The organism is Acidobacteriota bacterium (assembly GCA_039028635.1).
GTDB lineage: Bacteria > Acidobacteriota > Thermoanaerobaculia > Multivoradales > JBCCEF01 > JBCCEF01.
This window is the reverse complement of the sequence record JBCCHV010000011.1, coordinates 103,907-126,302: the sequence shown is the minus strand read 5'-3', so window position 1 is coordinate 126,302 and position 22,396 is coordinate 103,907. Positions and strand designations below refer to the sequence as shown.

Below are 22,396 nucleotides of genomic sequence, written 5' to 3'. Positions count from 1 at the left end.
TTCTTCGCGCCCTCCCCCCCGCCCGCTTGGCTTGTGGGGCCCGGCCCTCCGTCTCGGCGCGTTTGGTGGTTGCGGTCCCGCTCGGGCCCCCCCCCCCCCCCCGCCACCGTCACGCCATCGCCGGTGTAGCCGCGGGCGTGCATATCGTCGACCTGGGTCAGCGGATGGGACTCTTCGAAGAACGGCTGCCAGACCGGCATCGCCTCGACCACCTCGACGTCCGGGTGGCGGGCCAGCGCGCGGATCGCCACCGCATCGGCCTCGGCCGAGAAACCATAGAGACTGTCGTACTCGAAGAGCACCTCGAAGCGGCCGCCAGGGGGCTGCGCCAGCACCCGGCCAAGCACCTTGGCGACATCCTGCTGAATCGCCTTCAGGCCCTGGGCGTCGCCATAGGCGCGACCCTTGACCCGGGAATCGGCGAAGGCCTCCGGACGCAGCGACACCTGAACTCGGTGCAGGGTCTCCGAGCTATCCAGCTCCGCCGCCAGGCGGGCGCTGATCTTCGAGTCCCCGAGGGAGGTGGATGGCTCGCTCGCAACGGAGCCAGCAAGGAAGAACACGAGGCCGCCAACGATGAAAGTCCGTGCAAGCATCAAAAACTCCAATTCTCCGTCCCGCAAAACCCCAAGCTCGCATCGCTGAATCACCTGGGCGAGCCCTACTGGCGATTAGCAAGCAGCCGTGTGCTCGTCAGCACGCGGCCCCCGAGCGCGAAGCGCGAGGCGGCGGCGAAAGCCGCCGAGGACGGGGGTGAGAGCGCACGACATGTGCGTGCGCTCGAGGGGGGGGCCTGGGCGGCGCCGCGCCAGCCCCCCTGAAAAGAAAACCGGTCGTTAGTTCGAAGTCGCGCAGCGCCTTCGAACTAACGGCTCCAGGGCGGCTTGACGCCATTCGAGCGCGCGTAGGCGATGGCCTGGCCGAGGTGCTCGTGGGCGTGACCGTTGATGACCAGCATGATGCTCCAGGCGCTGCGCTTGCCACCGAAGAAGGGCAGCTCGCGGTCCATGTCACCGCCCACCGCCTCTTCGAAGGCCTCTTGGGCGTAGGCGATGGAGCGCTTGAGCTCGGTGACCACCTTGTCCTTGTCGGTGATGCTCTCGAGGTCGCTGGCGTCCTTCGCCGGTGCGGCGCCGAGAGAGGCACCGAGGATGAAGTTGACCTCGGCGACATGCATGAAGTTCTCGCTCACCGAGCGAATGCCCTCGGCGGGGCGCCAGTCGTACTTATCGGCCGGCATCGCTTCGGCGAGCTGGACCAGCTTGTCCGAAGCGCGTTCGAAGTCGCTTTGCTGAGCGCGATGGAAGCCGTCCTGGGCGAAGGCCGGGGTGGCGATGAGCAGGATGAGAAGGAGCGTGAGTCCAGTGGCGCGATTCATTGGGAAGACTCCTCGAGGGGGAATGGGAAGGCGGCGAAGGCCGCCCGGTGACGCCTCAAATCCTACCAGGAAGCGCCCGTCCTGGCCCTCGAAGGCTGCAGAATTCAACGACGAAACGTTTCTCGGCCATGGAAACACGGCCAAATAGGACGAGGAACCGCCGCGGGGCGGTATCCTTGAATTCGGGTCTTCGACTTGAATTGAAAAAATGATCGATTGACGAGCCGGTCCTGCCGGTCGTTCCTCTTGGGGGAGGAGTCTTGATGATGCGCCCGACCACGAACCGTTGGACGTTGGTGATCGCTGTTCTGGCCTGCCTGTTGGCAGCTCCTGCCGTTGCCTCGATGAGTGAGCTCGAGCTCTTGCTCGACCTCGATGCGCAAGCGACGACGGGCTGCACGGTGGCGACGGCGGACGGCCCCTTCGAGGGCGTCGAGGCCGTGCTCATCACCACCGTAGAGAACGTCTCGACCACCCCGAGTGTGATTTCCGTGGTGCGTCGCGACTGCGACAGCGGCAGCGGGACCTTCGGTCCGGCGATGGTGGTCGACGCGCCCTTCGCACCGCCATGGGATGTCGGGGTCGGTCTCGGCGTCGCGGGATCGGATGCGATCGAGACCTACTTGCCCCTCCAACTGCCGGCGAGTCAGCGGTTCATACGGGTGGCGGTGATCAGCCGCGAGGACACCGGCGGCGGTGAGGACGCGTTGCTCGATCTCCCCTTGCTCGAGGTCGGTGGAGTCTCGGTGCTCGAGATTCCGACGGTTTCCCAGTGGGGCTTGATGCTGCTCGCCTTCTTCCTGGCGGCGATGGCCCTCTACGTGCTGCGACGCCATCCCTCGACGCTGGCGATGGTGGTGGCGGCGGTGTTGCTGACCGCGGCGGTCGGTTCGGTCTGGGCCGGTGGGGGGCTGTTCCTTCCCGATGGCGACATCAGCGAGTGGGCGGCGGTGGTGCCGCTGGGCAACGACGGCACCGGCGATGCCCCCGTCGATGCCGACCTGGTGGCCCTTTTCGGCGCCTCCGACGAGGCCCAGCCGGGGCTGGTGTTCTTCCGCATCGATGCGGTGCTCAATGATTGTCCCGAAGCCCAAGACGACGCCCTCTCGGTGGTGTCCTCGGCGACCCTCGCCGGCGACGTGCTGGCCGACAACGGCTCCGGCGCCGATTCCGATCCCGAGGGCGACAGCCTGACGGTGACCGCCGTCGACGGTGTGGCGGCGAGCGTCGGCACCCAGATTACGCTGGGTTCGGGCGCCTTGCTGACGGTCAACGCCAACGGCACCTTCGACTACGATCCGAACGGCGTCTTCGATCCTCTGGCGCCCGGCGAGGCGGCAACGGACGGCTTCGCCTACACCATCGAAGATCCCCAGGGTTGTCCCGACTCGGCCGATGTCACGATCACCGTCGATGGCGTCAACGATTGCCCGACGGCGGTCGATGACGACGTCGCCACCGACGAGGACACGGTCTTGAACGGCGACGTCACCGTCGACAACGGCAATGGTCCCGATTCGGATCCCAAGGGCGACTCCCTGGTGGTGATCGAGGTCAACGGCATGGCGGCGAGCGTCGGCACCCAGATCACGCTGGGTTCGGGGGCGCTGCTGACGGTCAACGCCAACGGCACCTTCAGCTACGACCCGAATGGCGCCTTCGACGCGCTGGCGGCCGGTGCGACGGACACGGACAGCTTCACCTACACGATCGATGACGGCTCGGGGACCTGCTCCGAGACGGCGACGGTGACGGTGACCATCACCGGCGTCAACGACTGCCCGACAGCGGTGGACGACGCGGTGTCGACGGACGAGGACACGGTCCTCAATGGCGATGTCACGGCCGCCAATTCGACGACGGCCGACTCCGACCCGGAGGGCGACACGCTGGTGGTGACGGAGGTGAACGGTGTGGCGGCGAGCGTCGGCACCCAGATCACGCTCGGTTCTGGCGCCTTGCTGACGGTGAACGCCAACGGCACCTTCAGCTACGACCCCAACGGCGCCTTCGACGACCTGGCGGCGGGTGCGACGGATACGGACAGCTTCACCTACACGATCGATGACGGCTCGGGGACCTGCTCCGAGACGGCGACGGTGACGGTGACCATCACCGGCGTCAACGACTGCCCGACGGCGGTCGACGATGCCTTCTCGGTGGGCGAGAGCGGCACCCTGAACGGCGACGTCACGGCCGCCAACCCGACGACGGCGGATTCCGATCCGGAAGGCGACACGCTGGTGGTGACGGAGGTGAACGGTGTGGCGGCGAGTGTCGGCACCCAGATCACGCTGACTTCCGGGGCGCTGCTGACGGTGAACGCCAACGGCACCTTCGACTACGACCCCAACGGCGCCTTCGACAGCCTGGGCGATGGCGATACGGACACGGACAGCTTCACCTACACCCTCGACGACGGCTCCGGCACCTGCAGCGAAACGGCGACGGTGACCATCACCATCAATGGCAGCAACAGTTGCCCGACGGCGGTGGACGATGCCGTGTCGACGGACGAGGACACGGTCTTGAACGGCGATGTCCTGGCCGCCAATCCGACGACCGCCGATTCGGATCCGGACGGTGATCCGATGACGGTGACGGCGGTCAATGGCATGGCGGCAAGCGTTGGCGTGCAGATCACGCTGGGTTCGGGTGCGCTGCTGACGGTGAATGCCAATGGCACCTTCAGCTACGACCCCAACGGTGCCTTCGAAACCCTGGCCGCCGGTGCGACGGACACGGACAGCTTCACCTACACGATCGATGACGGCTCGGGGACCTGCTCCGAGATGGCAACGGTGACGGTGACCATCACCGGCGTCAACGACTGTCCGACGGCGGTCGACGACGCGGTGTCGACGGATGAGGACACGGTGCTGAACGGCAACGTCACGGCGGCCAACCCGACGACGGCGGACTCTGATCCGGAAGGCGATTCCCTGACGGTGACGGCGGTCAACGGCAACGCCGCCAACGTCGGCGTCCAGATCGCCCTCGGCTCGGGCTTGCTGACGGTGAATGCCAACGGCTCCTTCAGCTTCGATCCCAACGGCGGCTACGACTCGCTCGGTCCCGGGGACATGGCCCAGGAGCAGTTCACCTACACCCTCGATGACGGTTCCGGGAGCTGCTCCGAGACGGCGACGGTGACCATCACCATCACCGGCGTCAACGACATCCCGATGGTGGTGGGCGAGACCTTCGACACGGTCTCCAACACCCTGCTGCAGGTGGCCACGAGCCAGACCCAGACCCCCTCGGTGTTCGTGGCCGGCAACCTGCTGTCGAACGACAGCGATGGCGGCGACGGCCCGGCGCCGCTGTCCGCCTCCCTCAACACCGCCACGGCGGGCGCCGTGGTGACGGTCAACTCGGACGGCACCTTCACTTACCTGCCGCCTGCCGGGGCGACCGGAATGGACTCCTTCACCTACGACGTCACGGACGGCTCGACGGCGGTCACCGGCACGGTGGACATCACCTTCGTCGGCCGCGTCTGGTACGTCGAGAACGATGCCGCCGCCGGTGGTCTCGGGCGGTCGAGCGATCCCTTCGACACCCTCGCCGAGGCGGAGACCGCTCACGGCGCCAACGACATGATCTGCGTGCGCACCGGTGACGGCTCCTCGACCGGCCATGACGGTGGCATCGAGATCAGCTTCTCCGGCGTCCTGCTGCACGGCGAGCACCACGGCTGCGAGCCCAACGTTTCCGTCAACGGCAATCCGGCACCGACCTCGCTGGTGCCGGCGAGCGCCGGTAACCACCCGATGATCGATCACGCCACCGGCGGCGTCGGCGTCCAGGTGACGGCCGACTCCGGCGACCTGACCGGCATCTTCGTGCGCGGCCTCAACGTCGACGGTGACGACAACGCCATCGACGTCACCGCCACCGGCGGCAACCGCGTCGAGGTGACGATCAACAACAACATCGTGCGCGATGGCGGTGACGACGGTGTCGACGTCAACCACAACAGCACCGCCAGCGACAGTCGCGTCGCGATCGTCGGCAACGCCCTCACCGCCACCGGTGACGCCGCCGAGGTGCGCACCAGCAACGGTGGACTCGAGGTGGTGTTCGACAACAACGCCGACATCACCGGCGGTGCCAACGGTGTGGTGATCGATGGCTCCGGCGGCGGCACCCTGGTGGTGTCCTCCTTCGCCGGCAACTCGGTGCATCAGGACACCACGGGTAACGGCATCGTGATGAACGGCGTCGTGCTCGATGCCGACGGCGGCACGGGCGGTGGCGGCGATGGCGACTTCACCGGCGATGCGGTGACGGCGGGGAACACGGCCGTCGGGACCAGCGGTGATGGCGTTGGCGGCTCTGGAATGGTGCTGACCAATATGACCGGCGATCTCGCGTTCGCTGATCTCGACGTGGTGGCCGACGGTGGGAGCGGCCTGCGGGCGACCGCTGCCGGGCCCTTGAACGCCGGCGCCGGCGTCGGCTTCCGGCTGACCACCGGTGCGGGCACCAGCCTGACCTCGACCGGTGGCGCCGCCCTCGATCTCGATCCCATGACCGCCGCCATGACGGTGGCTTCCCTGAGCTCGACCAACAGCGCCGCGAGCGGCGTCAGTCTGGACGATGTCAGTGGCTCGGTGACGATCACCGGTGGCACCATCACCAACCCGGCCGGCGTCGGCTTCCTGGTCGATGGCGCGGCGCCGGTGGTGAGCTATGGCGGCTCGATCACCGGTGCCGACACCACCGCCGTGCGGGTCGCCAATACGGTCGGCGGCACGGTGACCGTGGACAACGGCAACCTGAGCACCGACGGCGGCAGCTTCGCAGCCATTTCGGCGAGCAACACGGATGGTGCGGTCAACGTCACCAACATGGCCGTCAGTCACTCAAACGGCCGAGTGATCGTCTTCGACGACGTCGATGGCGGCAGCAGCTTCGGCGGCACCACCATCGCGACCACCAACCACCACGGCATCAGCGTGCAGAACAGCGCCGGCAACATGACCTTCCCGGACATGGTGATCGCCGGCGGCACACCGGCGCCGGTGGATGCCGTTTTCCTCAACGCCAACGGCACGGCGACGATCAACTTCAGCCGGGTGGCGGTCAACACCAACGGAGCGGGCGTGCGTGGCTTGGTGGCGACCGATTCGGGCACCGTCAACGTCACCGACAACACCAGCTCGATCGCCTCGACGGGCGGTCCGGCGGTGGTGATCAACCCGACCGCCGTCGGCATGACCTTCGCCAGCGTCAGCTCGACCAACAGCAACGGCGCCGGCATCAGCCTGACGCGAGTCACCGGCTCCTTCGTCGCCAGTGGCGGCACCATCGCCAACGCCGCCGGCGTGGCGATCGATGTCGACTTCGGCTCCGGCACCAAGACCATCGACAGCGACGTCAACAACTCGGCGTTGCGCTCCGTCGAGGTGACCAACCACGGCGCCGGCACGGTGACCCTGGGCGGTGCCATCACCGACACCGGCCAGGGCATCCTGCTCGACAACAACGATGCCGCGGTGGTGACGGTGAACGGCGCCCTCGACCTCGACACCGCCACCTTCGATGCCTTCGTGGTGACCAACGGCGGTACCGTCAACGTGCTCGATCCGACGACGGCCCACTCGCTCAGCACCACCACCGGCCGGGCACTGCGGGTCGAGAACACCAACATCGGTGCCCTGGACATGACCTTCCGCGATATCTCGGCCAACGGTGCGTCGAGCGGCATCGTGCTGACCAACACCGGCACCAGCGGTGGCGTGACGGTGACCGGTGACAATGTCGACACCACCCAGGGCGGCAACAGCTCCGGCGGCTTCATCCGCAACACCACCGGCACGGCGGTGCTGGTCGATCGCAGCCACGAGCTCAACCTGGCGCGCATGCGAATCCTGACGCCGGGAGGGAACGGCATTCTGGCGGATCAGCTCAGCGGCCAGGGCTCGCTGATGCACATCACCGTGGAGGACGTCGATGTCGCCAACACCAGCGCCGTCTTCCTGCGCAACGACAACGTCAATTTGAACGCCGGCACCGGCTTCACTACCGGCAACTCGATCTTCCGCAATGCCGTCACCGGCCAGGTGATGTTCCTGGTCGAGGGACGCGGCAACTCGCTGATGAACGTCACTGTCGAAGACAGCCTGTTCACGGATCTGGTGCCGGACGCCTTCCAGCACTCGGCGGGCCTCGATCCGGGCGACACCGGCACGGTGACCTCGGTGTTCCGCAACAACACCGTGAGCAACGCCCGCGCCGCGGTCGGCTCGAGCGTCATCAACATCGGCAAGGCGCACAGCGCGAGCTCGGCCTTCACCATCTCCGGCAACACGATTCAGAACGTCGGAATCCCGGGCGTCAACGGCGGGGTGATCAACATCGCGGCCGCGGCGGCCAACGCCGGAGGCACCATCACCGGCACGATCTCGGGCAATCGCATCGAGAACGTCCAGGGCCGTCGTCGCGGGATCAACATCGTGCCCGAGCCGGCGAGCGGCTCGGTGGGCGTGGTCGATGTCACCATCGACAACAACGACATCAACGACATGACCAACGGCATCGGCATCTTCATCGATGTGCGCGAGGACACGCCGACGTCGCACTTCCGGGTGACCAACAACCGCGTCGGCACCGGCAACTTCGGGACCACGGCGGGCAACGTGGGGGGCACCCGCGACGGCGTCTTCATTCAGGCCGACGACACCGATCCGAAGACCATGAACGTGCTGTTCACGGACAACCAGATCCACGTCACGAACACCGGAACGGGAACGTCTTCGGATCAAGCGGCGGTGATCAAGGCCGACAACGACAACTGCACGGTCAACGCCACCGTCCACGGCAACACCATTATTCAGGGGGCCGGCGGCACCGGCGACTTCGTCTTCGAGGCCGAGGGATCTTCGACCTACTGCCTCGACCTCAACGGCGCCAATGTCGGAGCCGACGCCAACTCGGCGGCTACCGGCATCGTCCTCGAGCGCGAGGCGGCGGCCACCTTCCATGTCGAGGGCATGGGTGCCGGACCGAACAACAATGCGACGGTCGAGGCCTTCCTCGATCCGCGCAACAGCAATCATGTGCTTTCGCCGGTGGGGAATGGCTTCACCAACAACGGTGGCGCCGGCTGTCCGACCCCTCCGTAGCGATTTTTCGATGGCGGTACTGAGAGCTCTCGCGGCCGTGCGGCCGCGAGTCCGAGGGATGTAGGGAAGGTTGCCGATCCGGGGGCGGTGTACCCACCGGGCGGTTCACAACACTCACCAAAGGAGGTGGAGATGTCGGAACCATTTTTGGCGGAGGTCCGCATGGTGGGCTTCAACTTCGCGCCGCGGGGGTGGGCGTTCTGTGACGGCCAGATCTTGCCGATCAATCAGAACCAGAGCCTCTACTCGCTGCTCGGCACGACCTACGGTGGCGATGGCCGAACGTCCTTCGGTCTGCCGGACATGCGCGGCCGGGTGCCGATGCACGTCGGCCGCAGCAATGGCGGTGGGGATCACCGGGAAGGCCAGAAGAGCGGTGAGGAGACCCACACCCTCTCTGGCGCCGAGATGCCTCAGCACGACCATGTCTTGCAGGTCACCAACAACAACGGCACGACCGATCAGCCGAACGGTCGAGTGCTGGCGAGAGCCGTGGGCGCCACCATCTATGGCGAGTTCGGATCCCAGGTGGCGATGGCGACCGGCACCGTTGCCAACGTCGGCGGCGGCCAGGCCCACGACAACATGCAGCCCTATCTGGCGGTGAACTTCGTCATCGCCCTGCAAGGGCTCTTCCCATCCCGCAACTAGAGGAGACGAAGCATGTCAGAACCTTTTGTGGGAGAGATGCGCATGTTCGGCGGTAATTTCGCGCCGCGGGGTTGGGCCTTCTGTGATGGTCAGCTCCTGGCCGTTTCCCAGAACGATGCCCTGTTCAGTCTCCTCGGCACCATCTATGGCGGCGACGGGCGTACCACCTTCGGCCTGCCGGACCTGCGGGGGCGAGTCCCGCTTCACGCCGGGTCAGGGCCCGGCCTGTCGCCGCGCCGCTTGGGGGCCAAGGCCGGAGCCGAGAAAGTCACCTTGACGGTCAACCAGCTACCGAGCCACACCCATGCGATGCAAGCCACCAACAGCCTTGCCAACAACCAGGATCCGGCCGGTCGGGCTCCCGCCTCGGCCATCGGCATCGACGCCTGGGCCGAAGACCCGGATCCAGTGAATATGAGCACGCAAGCGATCACCAACGTCGGCGGCAGTCGCAGCCACACCAATCTGATGCCGTTTCTGTGCATCAACTTCATCATCGCCTTGTTCGGCATCTATCCGTCGAGGCACTAGGAGGCGATCATGTCGGAACCATTCACAGCGGAGATTCGCATTTTCGCCGGCAATTTCGCGCCGCGGGGTTGGGCCTTCTGCAATGGTCAGCTCCTGCCGATTGCTCAGAACACGGCGCTGTTCTCGCTCATCGGGACGACCTACGGTGGCGACGGTCGCTCCACCACGGCGCTGCCCAATCTCAAGGGGCGGGTGCCGATGCACCCTGGCCGCGGCCCCGGCCTGACGTCGCGCCGGCTCGGACAGCGAGGCGGCGTCGAAATGGTGACCCTCAGCGAGGCGCAGATGCCGAATCACACCCACCAGCTCATCGCTTCGGGTGAAGACGGTAACTCGCAGAATCCGCAGAACCACCATTTCGGTGCCGGCACCGACATGTATGCGAATGCAGCCAATTTGCAGGCGGCGGCTGATCCAACTCTGCCGAACACCGGCGGCAGCCAGCCGCACAACAATCTGCAGCCATTCATCGTGATGAATTTCATCATCGCGTTAGTCGGCTTGTATCCGTCGCGTGGCTGATGGCCGGCGAAATTTCTCGGAGTTTTCTTTGGACCCATGACTTCAAGGGAGTGAGTAATGGCTGAGCGAGGACCTTCTCAAATCGGATATCGGGCCTTCGTGCGGGACTTCGATCACTCGGACGGTCGGGACGGCGTGCTCTACGTGCTGGCCACCATGAGTTTTCCGGACGGTGGCTGGACCGCCATGATCGTGCCTCAGGCCGACAAGCTCGATGAGTGGCGTCTGTTGGTCGAGGCGCCGCCTTACGGTGACGGCAAGCGCACCTACGTCATCGCTTCCGGCACCACCGAGCACCAGATGGAGCACGTGCCGAAGGTGGTTCGGGTTTGCTATGGCGACGACACGACCGAGGTCAAGGTCGAGCCCTGGAGCTAGCAGGCGGCTGAAAAAGTCGCGTGGCGACTTTTTCAGCGCCTGCTGTTTTCCGAGAGGGGCTACGCGCCCCTGACTGCGCGGCCCGCTCCGGCCCAAGAAGCGCGGTTCTTGGGCCTCCTCTCCCGTCGCGGCGGCTTCGCCGCCGCCGGGCCCTCTCGGGCCCGGCAGCCGGTTGGCAATGAATTTTCAGCAACCTGCTGGCAGGCGCAAAATGAGCGACACGGCGGCCGACTCCGCCTCGTCGCGGGCGGTCAGCCCGCTGGGCTCGGAGGCCCTCGGGGATGAAGGATGCCGTGAGTCGAGAGTTTTCAGCGTCTTGAGGGCGGTGGGTCCGGGGGCGGCGTGAGCCGCGCCCGGACCTGCAGTCGTCGTGGTAGAACTGGCCTCGCTCAGAGTTCGTCCAGCGAGCGGAGGAAGCGGATGTCTTCAGCGGAAATCGAGCTACGCCCCATGACCTCAGAGGACCTGCCCTTCCTGCTGCAGGTCTACGCTGGAACCCGCGCCGAGGAGCTGGCGGCGGTGCCGTGGAGCGACGCGGAAAAGGAGCAGTTCGTCCGCATGCAGTTCGAGGCCCAGCACACCTTCTATCAGCAGCAGTTCCCCGACGCCGCCTACGACCTCGTGGTGGTCGACGGTGAGGCCATCGGTCGCCTCTATGTCGATCGTCGGACGGACGAGATTCGCCTGATCGACATCGCCCTCTTGCCGGAGAAGCGTCGTGGTGGTGTCGGCAGCCGGCTGCTCGCCGAGCTCCTCGCCGAGGGGCAGGCGGCGGGACTGCCGGTGCGAATCCACGTCGAGAAGAACAATCCCGCCCTCAGCCTGTACCACCGCCTGGGCTTCGAGGAGCTCGAAGACCAGGGCGTGTACTACCTGATGGAGTGGTCGCCTAGGTAAAGACGGCCTCGTACTCGAACCCACTCTTTTTCGGGCCGAGGGGGACCAGGAAGAGTTCCATGGTGCCGAGGTCGGAATGGCCTAGGGAGTAGATCGCCTGTTCCAGGACGGGCGCTTCGGGGCCGCGGAAGAGTACCGAGAAGGGCGGTCGGGTCTGGCCGTCGTGTTGCGGTAGGGCGGTGACCTCGTGGATGGTCAGCTCGAGCTCGGCGGAGTCCGGCAGAGTCAGATGGACCTTCGTTCCAACGCGGTCCGCAAAGGCATCCTTCTGCAACTGGTCGAGCATGACGCGATCTCCTCCTTGGTCTGGAGCCTCATTCTCGCGGACCGCCGCGGTGGGGTCAAGGCGATATAATGGCTCTATGGCTGAGACCTTTACGGGAGAAAACCGCCGCGGCCTGATCCGAGATTTCGCCGCTCGCCTGAAGCATCCCCAACTCTTCTTTCTCGCCGCCTCGGTGTTCGTCATCGACCTCTTCGTGCCGGATCTGATTCCGTTCGTCGACGAGATCCTGCTCGGCCTGTTGACCGTCTTTCTCGGGCGTCTCAGAAGGCCGGAGCCGGGCCCGGCGGGCGCCGCCGAGCCACGGGTCAAGAACGTCACGCCCCCCGACCAAGAGCCGCGTCGCTGAGGCCTGCCGCGGCTTCCGTCCGGGAGCACCGCGAGCTCACCCTGGCGCCGCCAGAACTGCTCAAGTGGAGGGCTGCGCGGCGCGCTCCAGAAGCCAGGTCATCTCCTGGCGCAGTCGAGGCATGTCGACGGGTTTGGGAATGAAGCCGTCGAAGGTGGCGGCGTTGGCCTTGACTTGCTCTTCCTCGGTGGCGAAGGCGGAGATGGCGATCACCGGCAGGGGCTGGGTCCGAGGATTGCTTCGAATGCTCGAGAGCACCCCGTATCCGTCCAGGCGAGGAAGCTGGATGTCGAGCACGACGAGGCGCACCGGATCCTGGTCCCGGTGCGCCGCGTCGAGTTGCTCGAGGGCCTGGATGCCATCCTCGGCGAGGCGGCACCGGTAGCCCCAGCGGGTCAGGACTTCGCGCAGCAGGATGCGACTCGCGAGGTCGTCTTCGACGATCAGAATCAAGGGCTGATGATCGTGTGCGGCCGGTTCCTGGGTCCGGTTCACGAGTCGCCTCCGGGAGCGGAGGAAAGGGCTGCGATCAGCGCTTCCTTCCAGTGACTGGTAGTGGGGTCGATCCACCGGGTCGCCCGCCGGTCGCGGCGCGGCCCACCTTCACCGCTGGTCCGGTCGTCGAGGGCGATCAACGGCATCATGGCGGTGACCGGGTCGCTGCGCAGGCGGATGAGGGTCTGGCTGCCGTCGGAGTCCGGCAGGTCCATCGAGACGATGGCGGCGAAGGGGTGGAGCTCTTGAATCAGCCGCAGAGCGCGCCGGCCATCGCGCGCCGAGATCGGTCGCAGCCCGGCCTCGACCAGCGCTTCGGCGACCTCGTCGCGGGCTTCGCCGGGCTTCATCACCACGATGACGGTCTTGGCGCCGCGGCCCAGCTCCGGGAAGTGGGCCCGCAAACAGTCGCTGATCGCCCCCAGGGTCACGGGCTTGATCAGATAGTGATCGACACCGTGCAGAAAAGCCCGGCTCTTCGATTGCGTAGAGGCCATGACGATGGCGAGGGTGCCGCCGTCGTCCCGGGGTGAGATCTCCGCGATCGCGGGCCAGGGGTCGGGAATGCCATCGAGATCGAGAACCCAGGCCGCTGGCCGAAGGTTGCGGATCATCTCCGGGAAGTCTTCGAGGGCCGGCACTTCGATCGCGGCATAGCCCTCCCGTCGCAGCTCGGCGATGCGCTGACGGCGTTCGGCGGCGGGACCACCGGCGATCAGGATTTTGGTCGCCGAGGCCGCGACCAGGGCTGCCTGGCGCAGCGCACCGCTGCTCCATTTCGGGGCTTCCGTCGGGAGGTAGAACCCGAAGCGGCAGCCATCGCCGCGACCTTCGCTCTCCACCCAGACCTTGCCGCCCTGGGCCTCCACCAGGCGGCGCACGATGGCGAGGCCGAGACCGGTGCCGCCGGCCGGATCGCGCGGTCCCGAGCCCGGCTGGCGAAACTCCTCGAAGACCTTCTCGTGCAGGCTCGGAACCAGCCCCGGCCCGGCGTCCGTGACCGTCACCAGGCAGCGATCGCCATGGCGTTCTCCGGTGACCTCGACTTTGCCATCGAGGGGTGAGTAGCGCACCGCATTGCACACCAGGTTGAGCAGAACTTGCCGCAGACGTACCGGATCGGCGTGGATCTCGAGGCCGGCTTCGGCTTCGAGCTCGAGATGGATGCGGCGCTCCTTGGCGAGCAAGGCGGTCATCGAGGCCACTTCGGCGAGCAGGGGCGCCAGCTCGATCGACTGGAGGTCGAGGGGAAGGCTGCCGGTTTCGAGGCGCGCGAGGTCGAGCACGTCGCCGATCAGATCGCGCAGGTGATGAGCCCCCTGGCGCACGAACTCGAGGTAGGAGCGTTGCATCTCGCTGAGCTCGCCGGTGGCGGGGTCGTTGAGCAGATCGGTGAAGCCGCAGATCGCGTTGACCGGCGTCCTCAGCTCGTGGCTGACGGTCGCCATCAGCTCACTCTTCAGGCGGTTGGACTGCTCCGCTTCGCGGATTCGCCGGGCCAGCTCCAGGTTCTGTGCTTCGATCCGTTCGAGGTGGGCCTGGCGCTGGCGCTCGAGGCGATGGCGCTCGGTGACGTCGTGTAGAACGAGCTGCAGAGCCAGACGCCGGCTGGGGCCTTTCTCCACCATCGCCCAACCTTCGACCTCGACGGCCTGCTGGTCTTTCGCTTCCAGGGTGAGGGCGAGGGGGCAGGCCTGGTCGCTACCCTGGACCTCGGTGACCAGCGCGTGCCAAGGGTCGTGTTCGTCCTCCGGCAGCCAGCGCAGGATGCTGTGCCCTTCCGTTTCCTCGGTCGAGAATCCGGTGGTCCGAACCCACTGGGGACTGGCGAAGACGATGCAGTGCTCGCTGTCGAGGGCCAGAATGATGTCGCCGGAGCGCTCGAAGATCTCGTGGTACTGCGGCAGATGAACCGCCTTGGCCGAACCCTTCGGCGAGCTCATGGCGCGCTTTCGAGGACCGTGAACGGGCCGATCTCAGCGCGGTCGCAGCAGGTCCGTGGTCGACTGTCCTGGACAGTCAACCGGCGTAGCAGCTGAGAACCTGCTATCATTTTCCTGGCTTCCCCGAGTGGGATTTGTTGTCTTGCAGTAATCACCTTCGCACGACTGGCGCCCGCAAGCCGCCGGTCCCGTTCTAGCGCCGCACCGCAACCGTTTCCTTCGCCAGACATTGCGCCCCGGAGGCGCCGAGGAAAGTGACCGACTGCTATCGCATTCTGGCCGTCGACGACGATCGTTCGATCCTCGCATTGCTCGAGCGCATCCTGGTCGGCCAGGGCTTCGACGTCTGGCTCGCCGAGAGCGGAGAAGAGGCGCTCGAAATCCTCGAGCGCCGCGGCTTGCCGCACTTGATGCTGGTGGATCTCTTGATGCCCGGAGTCGGCGGTCTCGAGCTCTGTCGGCGGATCAAGTCCTGGAGCGACGTGCCTTTGATGGTGATCACCGCCGTCGACACCAAAGAAACCCTGGTCGATGTGATCGAAGGCTTCGCCGAAGACTACATCGTCAAGCCGTTTCATCCCGCCGAGGTGGCCGCTCGGGTGCGGCGGATCCTGCAGCGCATCGGCGACTTCTCTTATGTGGCGGGGCCGCGCAGCACGGTGGACGACCGACTGAGCGTCGACTTCGCGGGCCAGCGGGTGTGGGTCGAGGGCGAGCCGGTGGACCTCACCCCCACCGAGAGCAAGCTCCTCTACCTGCTGATGAAAACGCCCGGCCGACCGTTGCCGAGCAGCTATCTGGTGCGTCGCTTGTGGCCTACCGAAGAGGTCTTCGAGGACGCTCTGCGAGTGCATCTGCACCGCCTGCGCAGCAAGATCGAGCCTCAGCCCTCGAAGCCTTCCTACGTGCGAACCCAGCGCGGCGTCGGGTACGTCTTTTCTCATCCCGGGTCTCGCTGAGGAGTCGGCGCCGAGCCCTTGACCAGAACGAGGGTGCCGCTGCGTCGCAGCACGGCCAGCGCCAGACGCAGGTGAGCGGGCGACAGCGCCAGCTCCTTGGCGAGCTCTACGAGAGTGCTGGGAACGCCTTCCTCCAAAGCCTCGGCGATCGCCGGTAGGGCGAGCTCCGGCCAGCGCTCGAGGTCTTCCGGTGGTACCGGACCGCTGCGCGCGAAGACCTCTCCAGGCTTCGGCAGCAGCGGGCTCAGGCGGCGCGTTTGATCTTCAATCCAGGCGGATCGCAAGAGGATCGACTGAATGTCGAGGTTGGCATCGGCCCAGGAAGGGCGATCTTGCGACACCGGGCGGGTTTCGAACTCGAAGCGTCCGGTCTCGAGGTCGAGGGCCGCGAGGACCGCCTCGGTACCGGTGAGGGAGCCGAGGGCGGCGCTGCGGACGGTGCCTTCATCGAGCACGAAGACGGCGTGGCCCTTCGCACTCGACAAGGTGAGCAGCCCACTCTTCTTCTCCTCCTGGAGGCGCTGCAGCACGGTCGGGCACGGAAAGTCCTGGAGGTTTCCCTCGAGAGCGCTCTCTTCGCTATCGGGCGAGCGCGCGACGCGACCGACGCGCAGTGCCAGCTCGACCGGGTCGAAGGGCTTGACGACGAAGTCTTCGGCGCCTTCCCGCAGTCCCCGAATGCGATTCTCGGCCTCGCCGCGAGCCGACAGGAAGACGATCGGCAGTGAGCGCGTGCTCGGTGCCTGGCGCAGGGCGCGAAAGAGCTCGAAGCCCGACATTTCCGGCATGACGACATCGAGCACGGCGACATCCGGCGGGTCGCTGGTGGCGAGATCGAGGGCCTGCCGAGGATCCTGGCTGGTGGTGACATCGAACCCCGCTGCTTCGAGGCTCGTGCGTGCCGCCAGGACCGTCACCGGGTCGTCGTCGACGATCAACACACGCGTCATGGAAGCTCGAATCCTCGCCGGTGGAGAGTCAGTGGCCGCTCGGTCGGGCTAGACCGCCCTTGTCACGAGGTTTCCTCGCGAGAGGCCGTAGGTTCTTGAAGATGCCAGGCATCCGTCGCTGCCACGACGCCGCCGTACTCGAGGTACTGCGAGGAGAGCAGGCGACGGATAACGCAGCAGATTCGGGGACATACGGACTCGCAGCGGAAAGCTCGTGACAAGGACGGGCTAGACCGCCGAGGCGATGGGGACCTGACCCAGGCGGCCGATGAGCTGCAGCAGGTCGTCCGGGTTGAAAGGCTTGATCAGATACTCGTCGACGCCCAGGGCGAGGGCCTTCTGACGGTGCCGTTCACCGGCGCGCGAGGTGATCATGATGATCGGCAGGCCGCGCAGCTTGTCCTGGCCGCGTACGGTGGCGGTCAGCTCGTAGCCGTCCATGCGCGGCATTTCGATGTCGAGCAGCATGACATCGGGCATGTGGGGCAGCTCCTGCAAGCGTTCGAGGGCCTCGATACCGTCTTTCGCGGTGTGCGCCCGCAAGCCGTTTTGGGTGACCAGGTTGGCGAGCACTCGGCGAACCGACAGCGAGTCGTCGACGATCAACACCGAGGATTCCGGTGGCGCGGCGATGGAAGGGGCGGTCTCGGTGCGCCGAACGTCCGCACCTGCGCCCTGCCAGGCGACGCGATAAGGGTCGAGAATCGGCACCACGGCGCCGTCGCGCTGCACCGTCAGGCCGAGCCAGGCGGGCTCGCGCCGCAGCAGGTGAGGCAGCGGTTGAACCGCGATGTCGCGGGCTTCGTTGAGGTTTTCCACCAGCACCACCAGGCTGCGGTCACCGAGGTTGAGAATCAGCGCCTGAGGGCTTTCGCCGAGGGGCTTCGCCGGCAATCGCAGGGTGTCGGCGAGGTCGAGCACCGGCAGACGTTCGCCGGCGCGTTCGAGAAAGCGACCGTTGGCGTCGCTCAGGAGGTCGCTCTGGTCGACTCGGGTGACCTCTGTAACCGGGGCCAGGGGCACCGCCACGGTGCGGCCGCCGGACTGCACGAAGATCGCCTGGAAGACCGCCTGGGTGAGCGGTAGGCGGAGCACCAAGCGGGTGCCTTCGCCAGGCTCCGACTCGACGTAGATCGAGCCGCGCAGCTCGGCCAGGCGGGTGGCGACGACGTCGAGGCCGACGCCGCGGCCGGAGATCTCGGTGATCTCCGAGGCGGTCGAGAAGCCCGGCCGGAAGAGCAGGCTGTAGCCTTCCGAGGGGGCGAGATCGTCGTCCAGCCGGGGGTCGACGAGGCCGCGCTCGACGGCCGCTTCGCGCACCGCCGAGAGGTCGATTCCGCGGCCGTCGTCCTCCACCGCCAAGAACACCTGGGCACCGCGCACGCTGGCCGAGAAGCGCACCGTGCCGGGGCCCTCTTTGCCCGCCCGCCGACGCTCGTCGCTGTCCTCGAGGCCATGGTCGACGGCGTTGCGCACCAGGTGGAGGAGAGCATCGGCGAGATCTTCGAGAACGCCCTTGTCGAGCTCGACGGTACCGCCGACGAGCTCGAACCGGACGTCTTTGCCGGTGCGGGCGGCGGTGACGCGGACGGCCCGGCTGAGGCGCGCCTCGAGGTTCGAGACCGGCACCGTACGCAGGCGCCCGAGGCCCTCTTGCATCTCACGCAGCAGGCGGCGCTGACGGCTGAGGTACTCGTCCAGCTCCTGATTGGTACCACCGAGGTCGGAACCGGCGGTGGAGAGATCGTCGACCGCCTCGGCGAGGCGGCGGGTGAGGAGGTGGAACTCGGTGTAGCGGTCGAGCTCAAGCTCGTCGAACTCGCCGCCGTCCAGGCCGCTGCGCCCGAGGCCGCCACGGCCGCTCGCCAGGGCGAAAGCCTCGAAGTCCGTCGACAGCTCTTCCACCAGGCCGCGCAGGCGGCGGATCGACAGGTTGAGCTCGTCGACCTGGTACACCAGGTTCTGCTCGGTACGCTCGAAGAGGGTGCGCTCGACCAGCAACTGGCCGGCCAGTCGGCCCACCGATTCGACCCGGTCGAGGGGGACGCGGACCGAGGCCTCGGCGCCCGCCGGACGCTCTTCTTTGGGAGCCTCGGTGAGCTCTTGGGTGCGAACCTCGACGGGAGCCGACAGGCCGCCACCGGTCGCCAAGGCGGGGAGCGCGCCACCGAAGGCCGCGGTCTGATCTTCGGGCGGCTGCGAGGTGGTTTCGTCGGCCGTTGGCGGCGCCGGATCCGCGGCCTCGGCCGCCGGCGCGACCGGTTCGACGATCGGCGATGGCTCGCTGAACGTCTTCTCCGGTGTCTGCGCCCCGGCTGTCTGCTCCCCAGGAGTGGTGAGGGCCCGGACCAGGGCGATCAGGGCGTCCGCCTGCGATGAATCGGTGGGCTCGGCCTCGGCGTTTCCCTGGGTTAGCTGATCGAGCAGCTCGAGCCCCTCTCGCACCTGGGCGATGGCGGTCTCGGGATCGTTGCCCGAGGCGAAGGCGGTGCGCTGATCGAGCATGTCCTCGAGGGCGTGGGAGAGGCGCGCCGCCACCGAGAAGCCGACCACTGCCGAGGCGCCCTTGAGGGTATGGAGGGCCCGGCTGAGGCGATTCAAGTCGGACTCCTGAGCTCCCTGGTCCTCGATGCGGTCGAGGGCCGCCGAGGCCTCCGAAAGGTGATCCTGGGCCTCGGCTCGGAAGCCGGCGACCAGGTCGGCCTGGAACTCCGGATCGGAGCTGAGATCGAAGAGACCCATCTTTGGTGCCGGTGTGGCCGGCTGAGGTGTGGCCGGCTGAGGTGTGGCCGGCTGAGGTGTGGCCGGCTGAGGTGTGGCCGGCTGAGGTGCGGCCGGCTGAGGTGCGGCCGGCTCCGCCGGTGCGATCTCGACCTCGATCGCCGCCTCCGCAGGCGGCCGGTCGAGGTCCGCCCCGGCGGACCCCCCGGGTTCGGCACCGAGGTCGTCGAGGTGCTCGCTGAGCTCGCGGCGCAGCTCGCCGAGGCGTTCCCGGGTGGCAGGGTCGAAGGGGCGCAGCTGTTGCGCGACGGCCTGGGTCATCCTCTCGCCTTCGCCGGCGAGGGTAGCCAACGGCTCCAGGCCGACCATCTCGGCGGCTGCCCGGATGCAGTGCAGCGAGTTGCCGGCCTCGCGAGCCGCTCCCCCGATCCGGGCGGTGGCCTCGGTGCGGGTGAGCAGCTCGTCGACGGACTGTAGATAGGTCCTGACCTCGGCGACGAGGGCGACCACCAGTGCCTGATCGTTCACGATGCGCTCCCTTCGACGTTGACGTCGGCTCAGGCCGCCTGCTCGGGCAGACGGAAGCGGTCGACGGACTCGCGCAGACGGTCGGCGAGGACCGTCAGCTCACGCAGCTCTTCGGCGGCTCGTTGCGACACCTCGACGTTGCGCAGGGTGTCGCCGGAAACGTCGGCCATGGTCTTGGCCGCCGACTCCGAGCTCTGCGCCTGGCGCCGCGTGGAGGTGGCGATGTCGCGAATCAGCTGGGTGAGCTCCTGGGTGACGCGCTCGATCTCTTCCAGGGCCTGACCGGCGGCGACGGCGATGGAGGATCCGCCGACCACCTCCTTGGTGGTCTCTTCCATCGCCGAGACCGCCTCCTGGGTGTCGCTCTGCATCGAGCGCATCAGCGATTCAATGCTGCGGGTCGAAGACGAGGCGCGCTCGGCGAGACGCTCGACTTCTTCCGCCACCACCACGAAGCCCCGTCCGGCCTCGCCGGCGGCGGCTGCCTGAATCGACGCGTTGAGGGCCAGCATGCCGGTACGGTCCGCCAGGTCCGCAATCAGCTGGACGATCTCGCCGACCTCCTGCGAGCTCTCGCCCAGGCGCTTGATGCGCTTCGAGGTCTCCTGCACCCGGTTGCGAATCGCGTTCATGCCGTCGATCGTCTTGGCCACCGAGTCGGAGCCCTGCTTGGCCTTCTGCAGCGCCTGCTCGGCGACGGTGGCGGCGGAGCCGGCGCGCTCGGATACGCCCTGCATGTCGTTGGCGACGTTGCCGAGGACGGCCGAGGTCTCGCGAATGCGGCTCGCCTGGTCGGTGCTGCCGGTGGCCAGGGTCTCGGTGGAGTCGCGCACCGCGCCGGCACGGCTCGACACGAAGACGGTCGCCGACTGCACCTCGCGAATGATGCGGCGCAGCTCGAGGATCATGAAGTTGAAGGAGTCGGCGACAGCGCCGGTGACGTCGGCACCGACCTCCGTTTCCTTGCGCAGATCGCCTTCCGCCACCGCGCTGACCTGATCGAGGAGCTTGATGATCGAGCCCTGCATCTGGTCGCGCTCGTCGCGGCTCTGCATCAGGCCGCGGATGTTGTCGAGCATGGCGTTGAAGGCGCCGGCGGTCTTGCCGAGCTCGTCACCACCGTAGACCTTGGCGCGGGCGTCGAAGTCGCCGACCGCAACGCGCGAGAAAGTGTTGGTGATCGAGCCGAGCTGGCGGCCGATGACGCGCGCCGTGCCGAAGCCGGCGAGGCCCGCCACCAGCAGCGCCAGGCCGAGCAAGACAGCGGTTCGAATGAGGGCGTCACGGCGGGTGGAGCCGATCAGACCGGTGACGAACTGCTCCTGCTGGGTCACCTGGTCGGCGCGCCGCTGCGAGAAGTCGGCGGAGCCGCTGATCAGACTTCGGATCGGGTCCTTGTAGGCGCCAATGAACAGGTTGGCTTCCTGCGGCGTTTGCAGGGTGCCTTCCTCGATCTGCTCGACGGTGGCCTCGAAACCGGTGAAGTAGGACGCCAGGCCGGCGGTCATGGACTCCACCGCCGCTGCGTCGTCGGGGTTGGTCGCCAGGCTCCGGAGCTCGGCCAGAGTGGCTTCGAGCTGCTTCTCCTGAGTCTCCCAGCGAGAGAAATAGTCGGCCTGGGCCTCGGCATCGCCGATGTTGAGGAAGTAGTCCTTCTCGAAGCGTCGTAGCTGCAGCGCGGAGCCCTGCGCCTGGCTGGCGAGGGCGGCGATCCGGACGTCGTTCTTGAGGATCTGCTCCGCGGCCTCGGAGACGCCCTGCAGGGCGAAGAACGAGGCGACGCCCAGACCGGCCATCAGCAAGAGGCTGAGCGAGAAGGCCAAGATAAGCCGCGTGGTGACCTTGATATTGCGCAACATGACCAGACTCCTATGAGATGAAAATCCAATTTCCCAGGCCCTGCCAGGCATCTGGCGGGGCTGCGCCGGGCGGGCTCGGCCCTAGGACGCCTCCGCCTGGGCGTTCAAAAACTTCTCGAGGTTGGTGCCGGAGAGCACCGGCAGCCACTCCTCGTTGCTCGTCACTGCCTCTGCCACCAGGGCCTCGGGCAGACTGTCCAGACCGACCTCCGACGGGGACCGCGGGGTCGGCGGGACGCTGCGACTGCCTTCGATGCCGCCGACCAGGACTCCCAGCGGCTCACCGCCGGACCCGGATAGCACCAGCAGGCGCTCCCCGGTGCTCGGAGTGCTCTCGGAACCGCCGGCGAAGTCCGCCAGCCGCGCCACCGACACCGGGCCGAGACGCCAGCGGGCCACCCCCGCCAGCCAGCTCGGGCCGAGGGGGAAAGGGTAGATCTCGAGATCCTTCTCGATCGCCAGAAGAGCCTCCGTGGGGACGAAAAAGCGTTGGCCGGCGGAGCTCACGACGATGCCGCGCCAGGTCTCGGTGGGGGCTTCTGGGGCAGCTTCCGGAACTCCCTGCGGCGGGATCGCTGGGCGGCCCTCGGCCTGCGGTGGGGAGTGCTCCGGCGGTTGGTTCACGAGTCGCTCTCCTGGCGGCCGAGAACAAACTGATCCATCCCCTCCTCCCGCCAGATCTTGAGGGCGCCGTCGTCACCGTTGTCGATTCTCAAACCCAACGCGTTGACTGGATAGGGATACTTCTTCTGGTGCTCGATCCAGTTCTTTTTGACTTGTGAATCCATTGCCATCAATTGCTCCAAATCCTCGAATTCAGCA

18 protein-coding genes are annotated in these 22,396 nt (G+C 66.9%); 8 read left to right on the top strand and 10 right to left on the bottom strand.

The genetic code is table 11. The features are described from left to right. Together AAF604_07045 and AAF604_07040 are read right to left on the bottom strand one after the other, a co-directional pair. Positions 1-596, bottom strand: a 596-nt coding sequence (locus AAF604_07045; GenBank protein ID MEM7049397.1) for a hypothetical protein, incomplete at its 3' end; no start/stop codon positions are given. A 269-nt stretch (positions 597-865) separates the two neighbouring features. Next, on the bottom strand, positions 866-1,378 hold the full coding sequence (locus AAF604_07040; GenBank protein ID MEM7049396.1) for a DinB family protein: 513 nt from the start codon (positions 1,376-1,378) through the stop codon (positions 866-868). A gap of 263 nt (positions 1,379-1,641) precedes the next feature. Here AAF604_07040 and AAF604_07035 point away from each other — a divergent pair, with 263 nt between their 5' ends. From AAF604_07035 to AAF604_07010, 6 genes are all read left to right on the top strand, one after another. After that, a complete protein-coding gene (locus tag AAF604_07035) occupies positions 1,642-8,508 on the top strand; it encodes an IPTL-CTERM sorting domain-containing protein (protein MEM7049395.1) in 6,867 nt (2,288 codons plus the stop codon). 132 nt (positions 8,509-8,640) lie between these two features. Beyond that, positions 8,641-9,159: a tail fiber protein gene (locus AAF604_07030; GenBank protein ID MEM7049394.1), complete on the top strand. Its 519-nt coding sequence runs from the start codon at positions 8,641-8,643 to the stop codon at positions 9,157-9,159. A 12-nt stretch (positions 9,160-9,171) separates the two neighbouring features. Further along, a complete protein-coding gene (locus AAF604_07025) occupies positions 9,172-9,690 on the top strand; it encodes a tail fiber protein (GenBank protein ID MEM7049393.1) in 519 nt (172 codons plus the stop codon). 9 nt (positions 9,691-9,699) lie between these two features. Then, positions 9,700-10,212 (top strand): tail fiber protein, encoded by a 513-nt coding sequence (locus AAF604_07020; protein ID MEM7049392.1) that lies wholly within the window; start codon positions 9,700-9,702, stop codon positions 10,210-10,212. A gap of 57 nt (positions 10,213-10,269) precedes the next feature. Beyond that, positions 10,270-10,590 (top strand): hypothetical protein, encoded by a 321-nt coding sequence (locus AAF604_07015; GenBank protein MEM7049391.1) that lies wholly within the window; start codon positions 10,270-10,272, stop codon positions 10,588-10,590. 420 nt (positions 10,591-11,010) lie between these two features. Further along, positions 11,011-11,487, top strand: coding sequence for a GNAT family N-acetyltransferase (locus AAF604_07010; protein MEM7049390.1), 477 nt, complete (start codon positions 11,011-11,013; stop codon positions 11,485-11,487). On the opposite strand, the gene AAF604_07005 is transcribed toward AAF604_07010, so the two are convergent. Beyond that, positions 11,480-11,773 (bottom strand): hypothetical protein, encoded by a 294-nt coding sequence (locus AAF604_07005; GenBank protein MEM7049389.1) that lies wholly within the window; start codon positions 11,771-11,773, stop codon positions 11,480-11,482. The two genes, AAF604_07010 and AAF604_07005, sit on opposite strands and share 8 nt — an antisense overlap. Positions 11,774-11,849: 76 nt before the next feature. On the opposite strand from AAF604_07005, the gene AAF604_07000 reads away from it, so the two are divergent. After that, positions 11,850-12,119 carry a DUF6116 family protein gene (locus AAF604_07000; GenBank protein MEM7049388.1) on the top strand — a complete coding sequence of 90 codons (270 nt, stop codon included), beginning with the start codon at positions 11,850-11,852 and terminating at the stop codon, positions 12,117-12,119. 60 nt (positions 12,120-12,179) lie between these two features. On the opposite strand, the gene AAF604_06995 is transcribed toward AAF604_07000, so the two are convergent. Further along, positions 12,180-12,614, bottom strand: a complete 435-nt coding sequence (locus tag AAF604_06995) for a response regulator (protein ID MEM7049387.1) — start codon at positions 12,612-12,614, stop codon at positions 12,180-12,182. Continuing rightward, positions 12,611-14,557 (bottom strand): ATP-binding protein, encoded by a 1,947-nt coding sequence (locus AAF604_06990; protein ID MEM7049386.1) that lies wholly within the window; start codon positions 14,555-14,557, stop codon positions 12,611-12,613. The genes AAF604_06995 and AAF604_06990 overlap by 4 nt, the downstream gene beginning before the upstream one ends. 254 nt (positions 14,558-14,811) lie before the next feature. On the opposite strand from AAF604_06990, the gene AAF604_06985 reads away from it, so the two are divergent. After that, entirely contained in the window at positions 14,812-15,516 is a 705-nt protein-coding gene (locus AAF604_06985; protein ID MEM7049385.1) for a response regulator transcription factor, read from the top strand. Here AAF604_06985 and AAF604_06980 read toward each other — a convergent pair. From AAF604_06980 to AAF604_06960, 5 genes are all read right to left on the bottom strand, one after another. Then, positions 15,498-16,466 (bottom strand): response regulator, encoded by a 969-nt coding sequence (locus AAF604_06980; GenBank protein MEM7049384.1) that lies wholly within the window; start codon positions 16,464-16,466, stop codon positions 15,498-15,500. The two genes, AAF604_06985 and AAF604_06980, sit on opposite strands and share 19 nt — an antisense overlap. 228 nt (positions 16,467-16,694) lie before the next feature. Continuing rightward, positions 16,695-19,715 (bottom strand): response regulator, encoded by a 3,021-nt coding sequence (locus AAF604_06975; GenBank protein MEM7049383.1) that lies wholly within the window; start codon positions 19,713-19,715, stop codon positions 16,695-16,697. A 29-nt stretch (positions 19,716-19,744) separates the two neighbouring features. Further along, positions 19,745-21,574 carry a methyl-accepting chemotaxis protein gene (locus AAF604_06970; protein ID MEM7049382.1) on the bottom strand — a complete coding sequence of 610 codons (1,830 nt, stop codon included), beginning with the start codon at positions 21,572-21,574 and terminating at the stop codon, positions 19,745-19,747. An 81-nt stretch (positions 21,575-21,655) separates the two neighbouring features. Then, positions 21,656-22,198: a chemotaxis protein CheW gene (locus AAF604_06965; GenBank protein ID MEM7049381.1), complete on the bottom strand. Its 543-nt coding sequence runs from the start codon at positions 22,196-22,198 to the stop codon at positions 21,656-21,658. After that, a complete protein-coding gene (locus tag AAF604_06960) occupies positions 22,195-22,362 on the bottom strand; it encodes a hypothetical protein (protein ID MEM7049380.1) in 168 nt (55 codons plus the stop codon). The genes AAF604_06965 and AAF604_06960 overlap by 4 nt, the downstream gene beginning before the upstream one ends. Between the last annotated feature and the right edge of the window lie 34 nt (positions 22,363-22,396).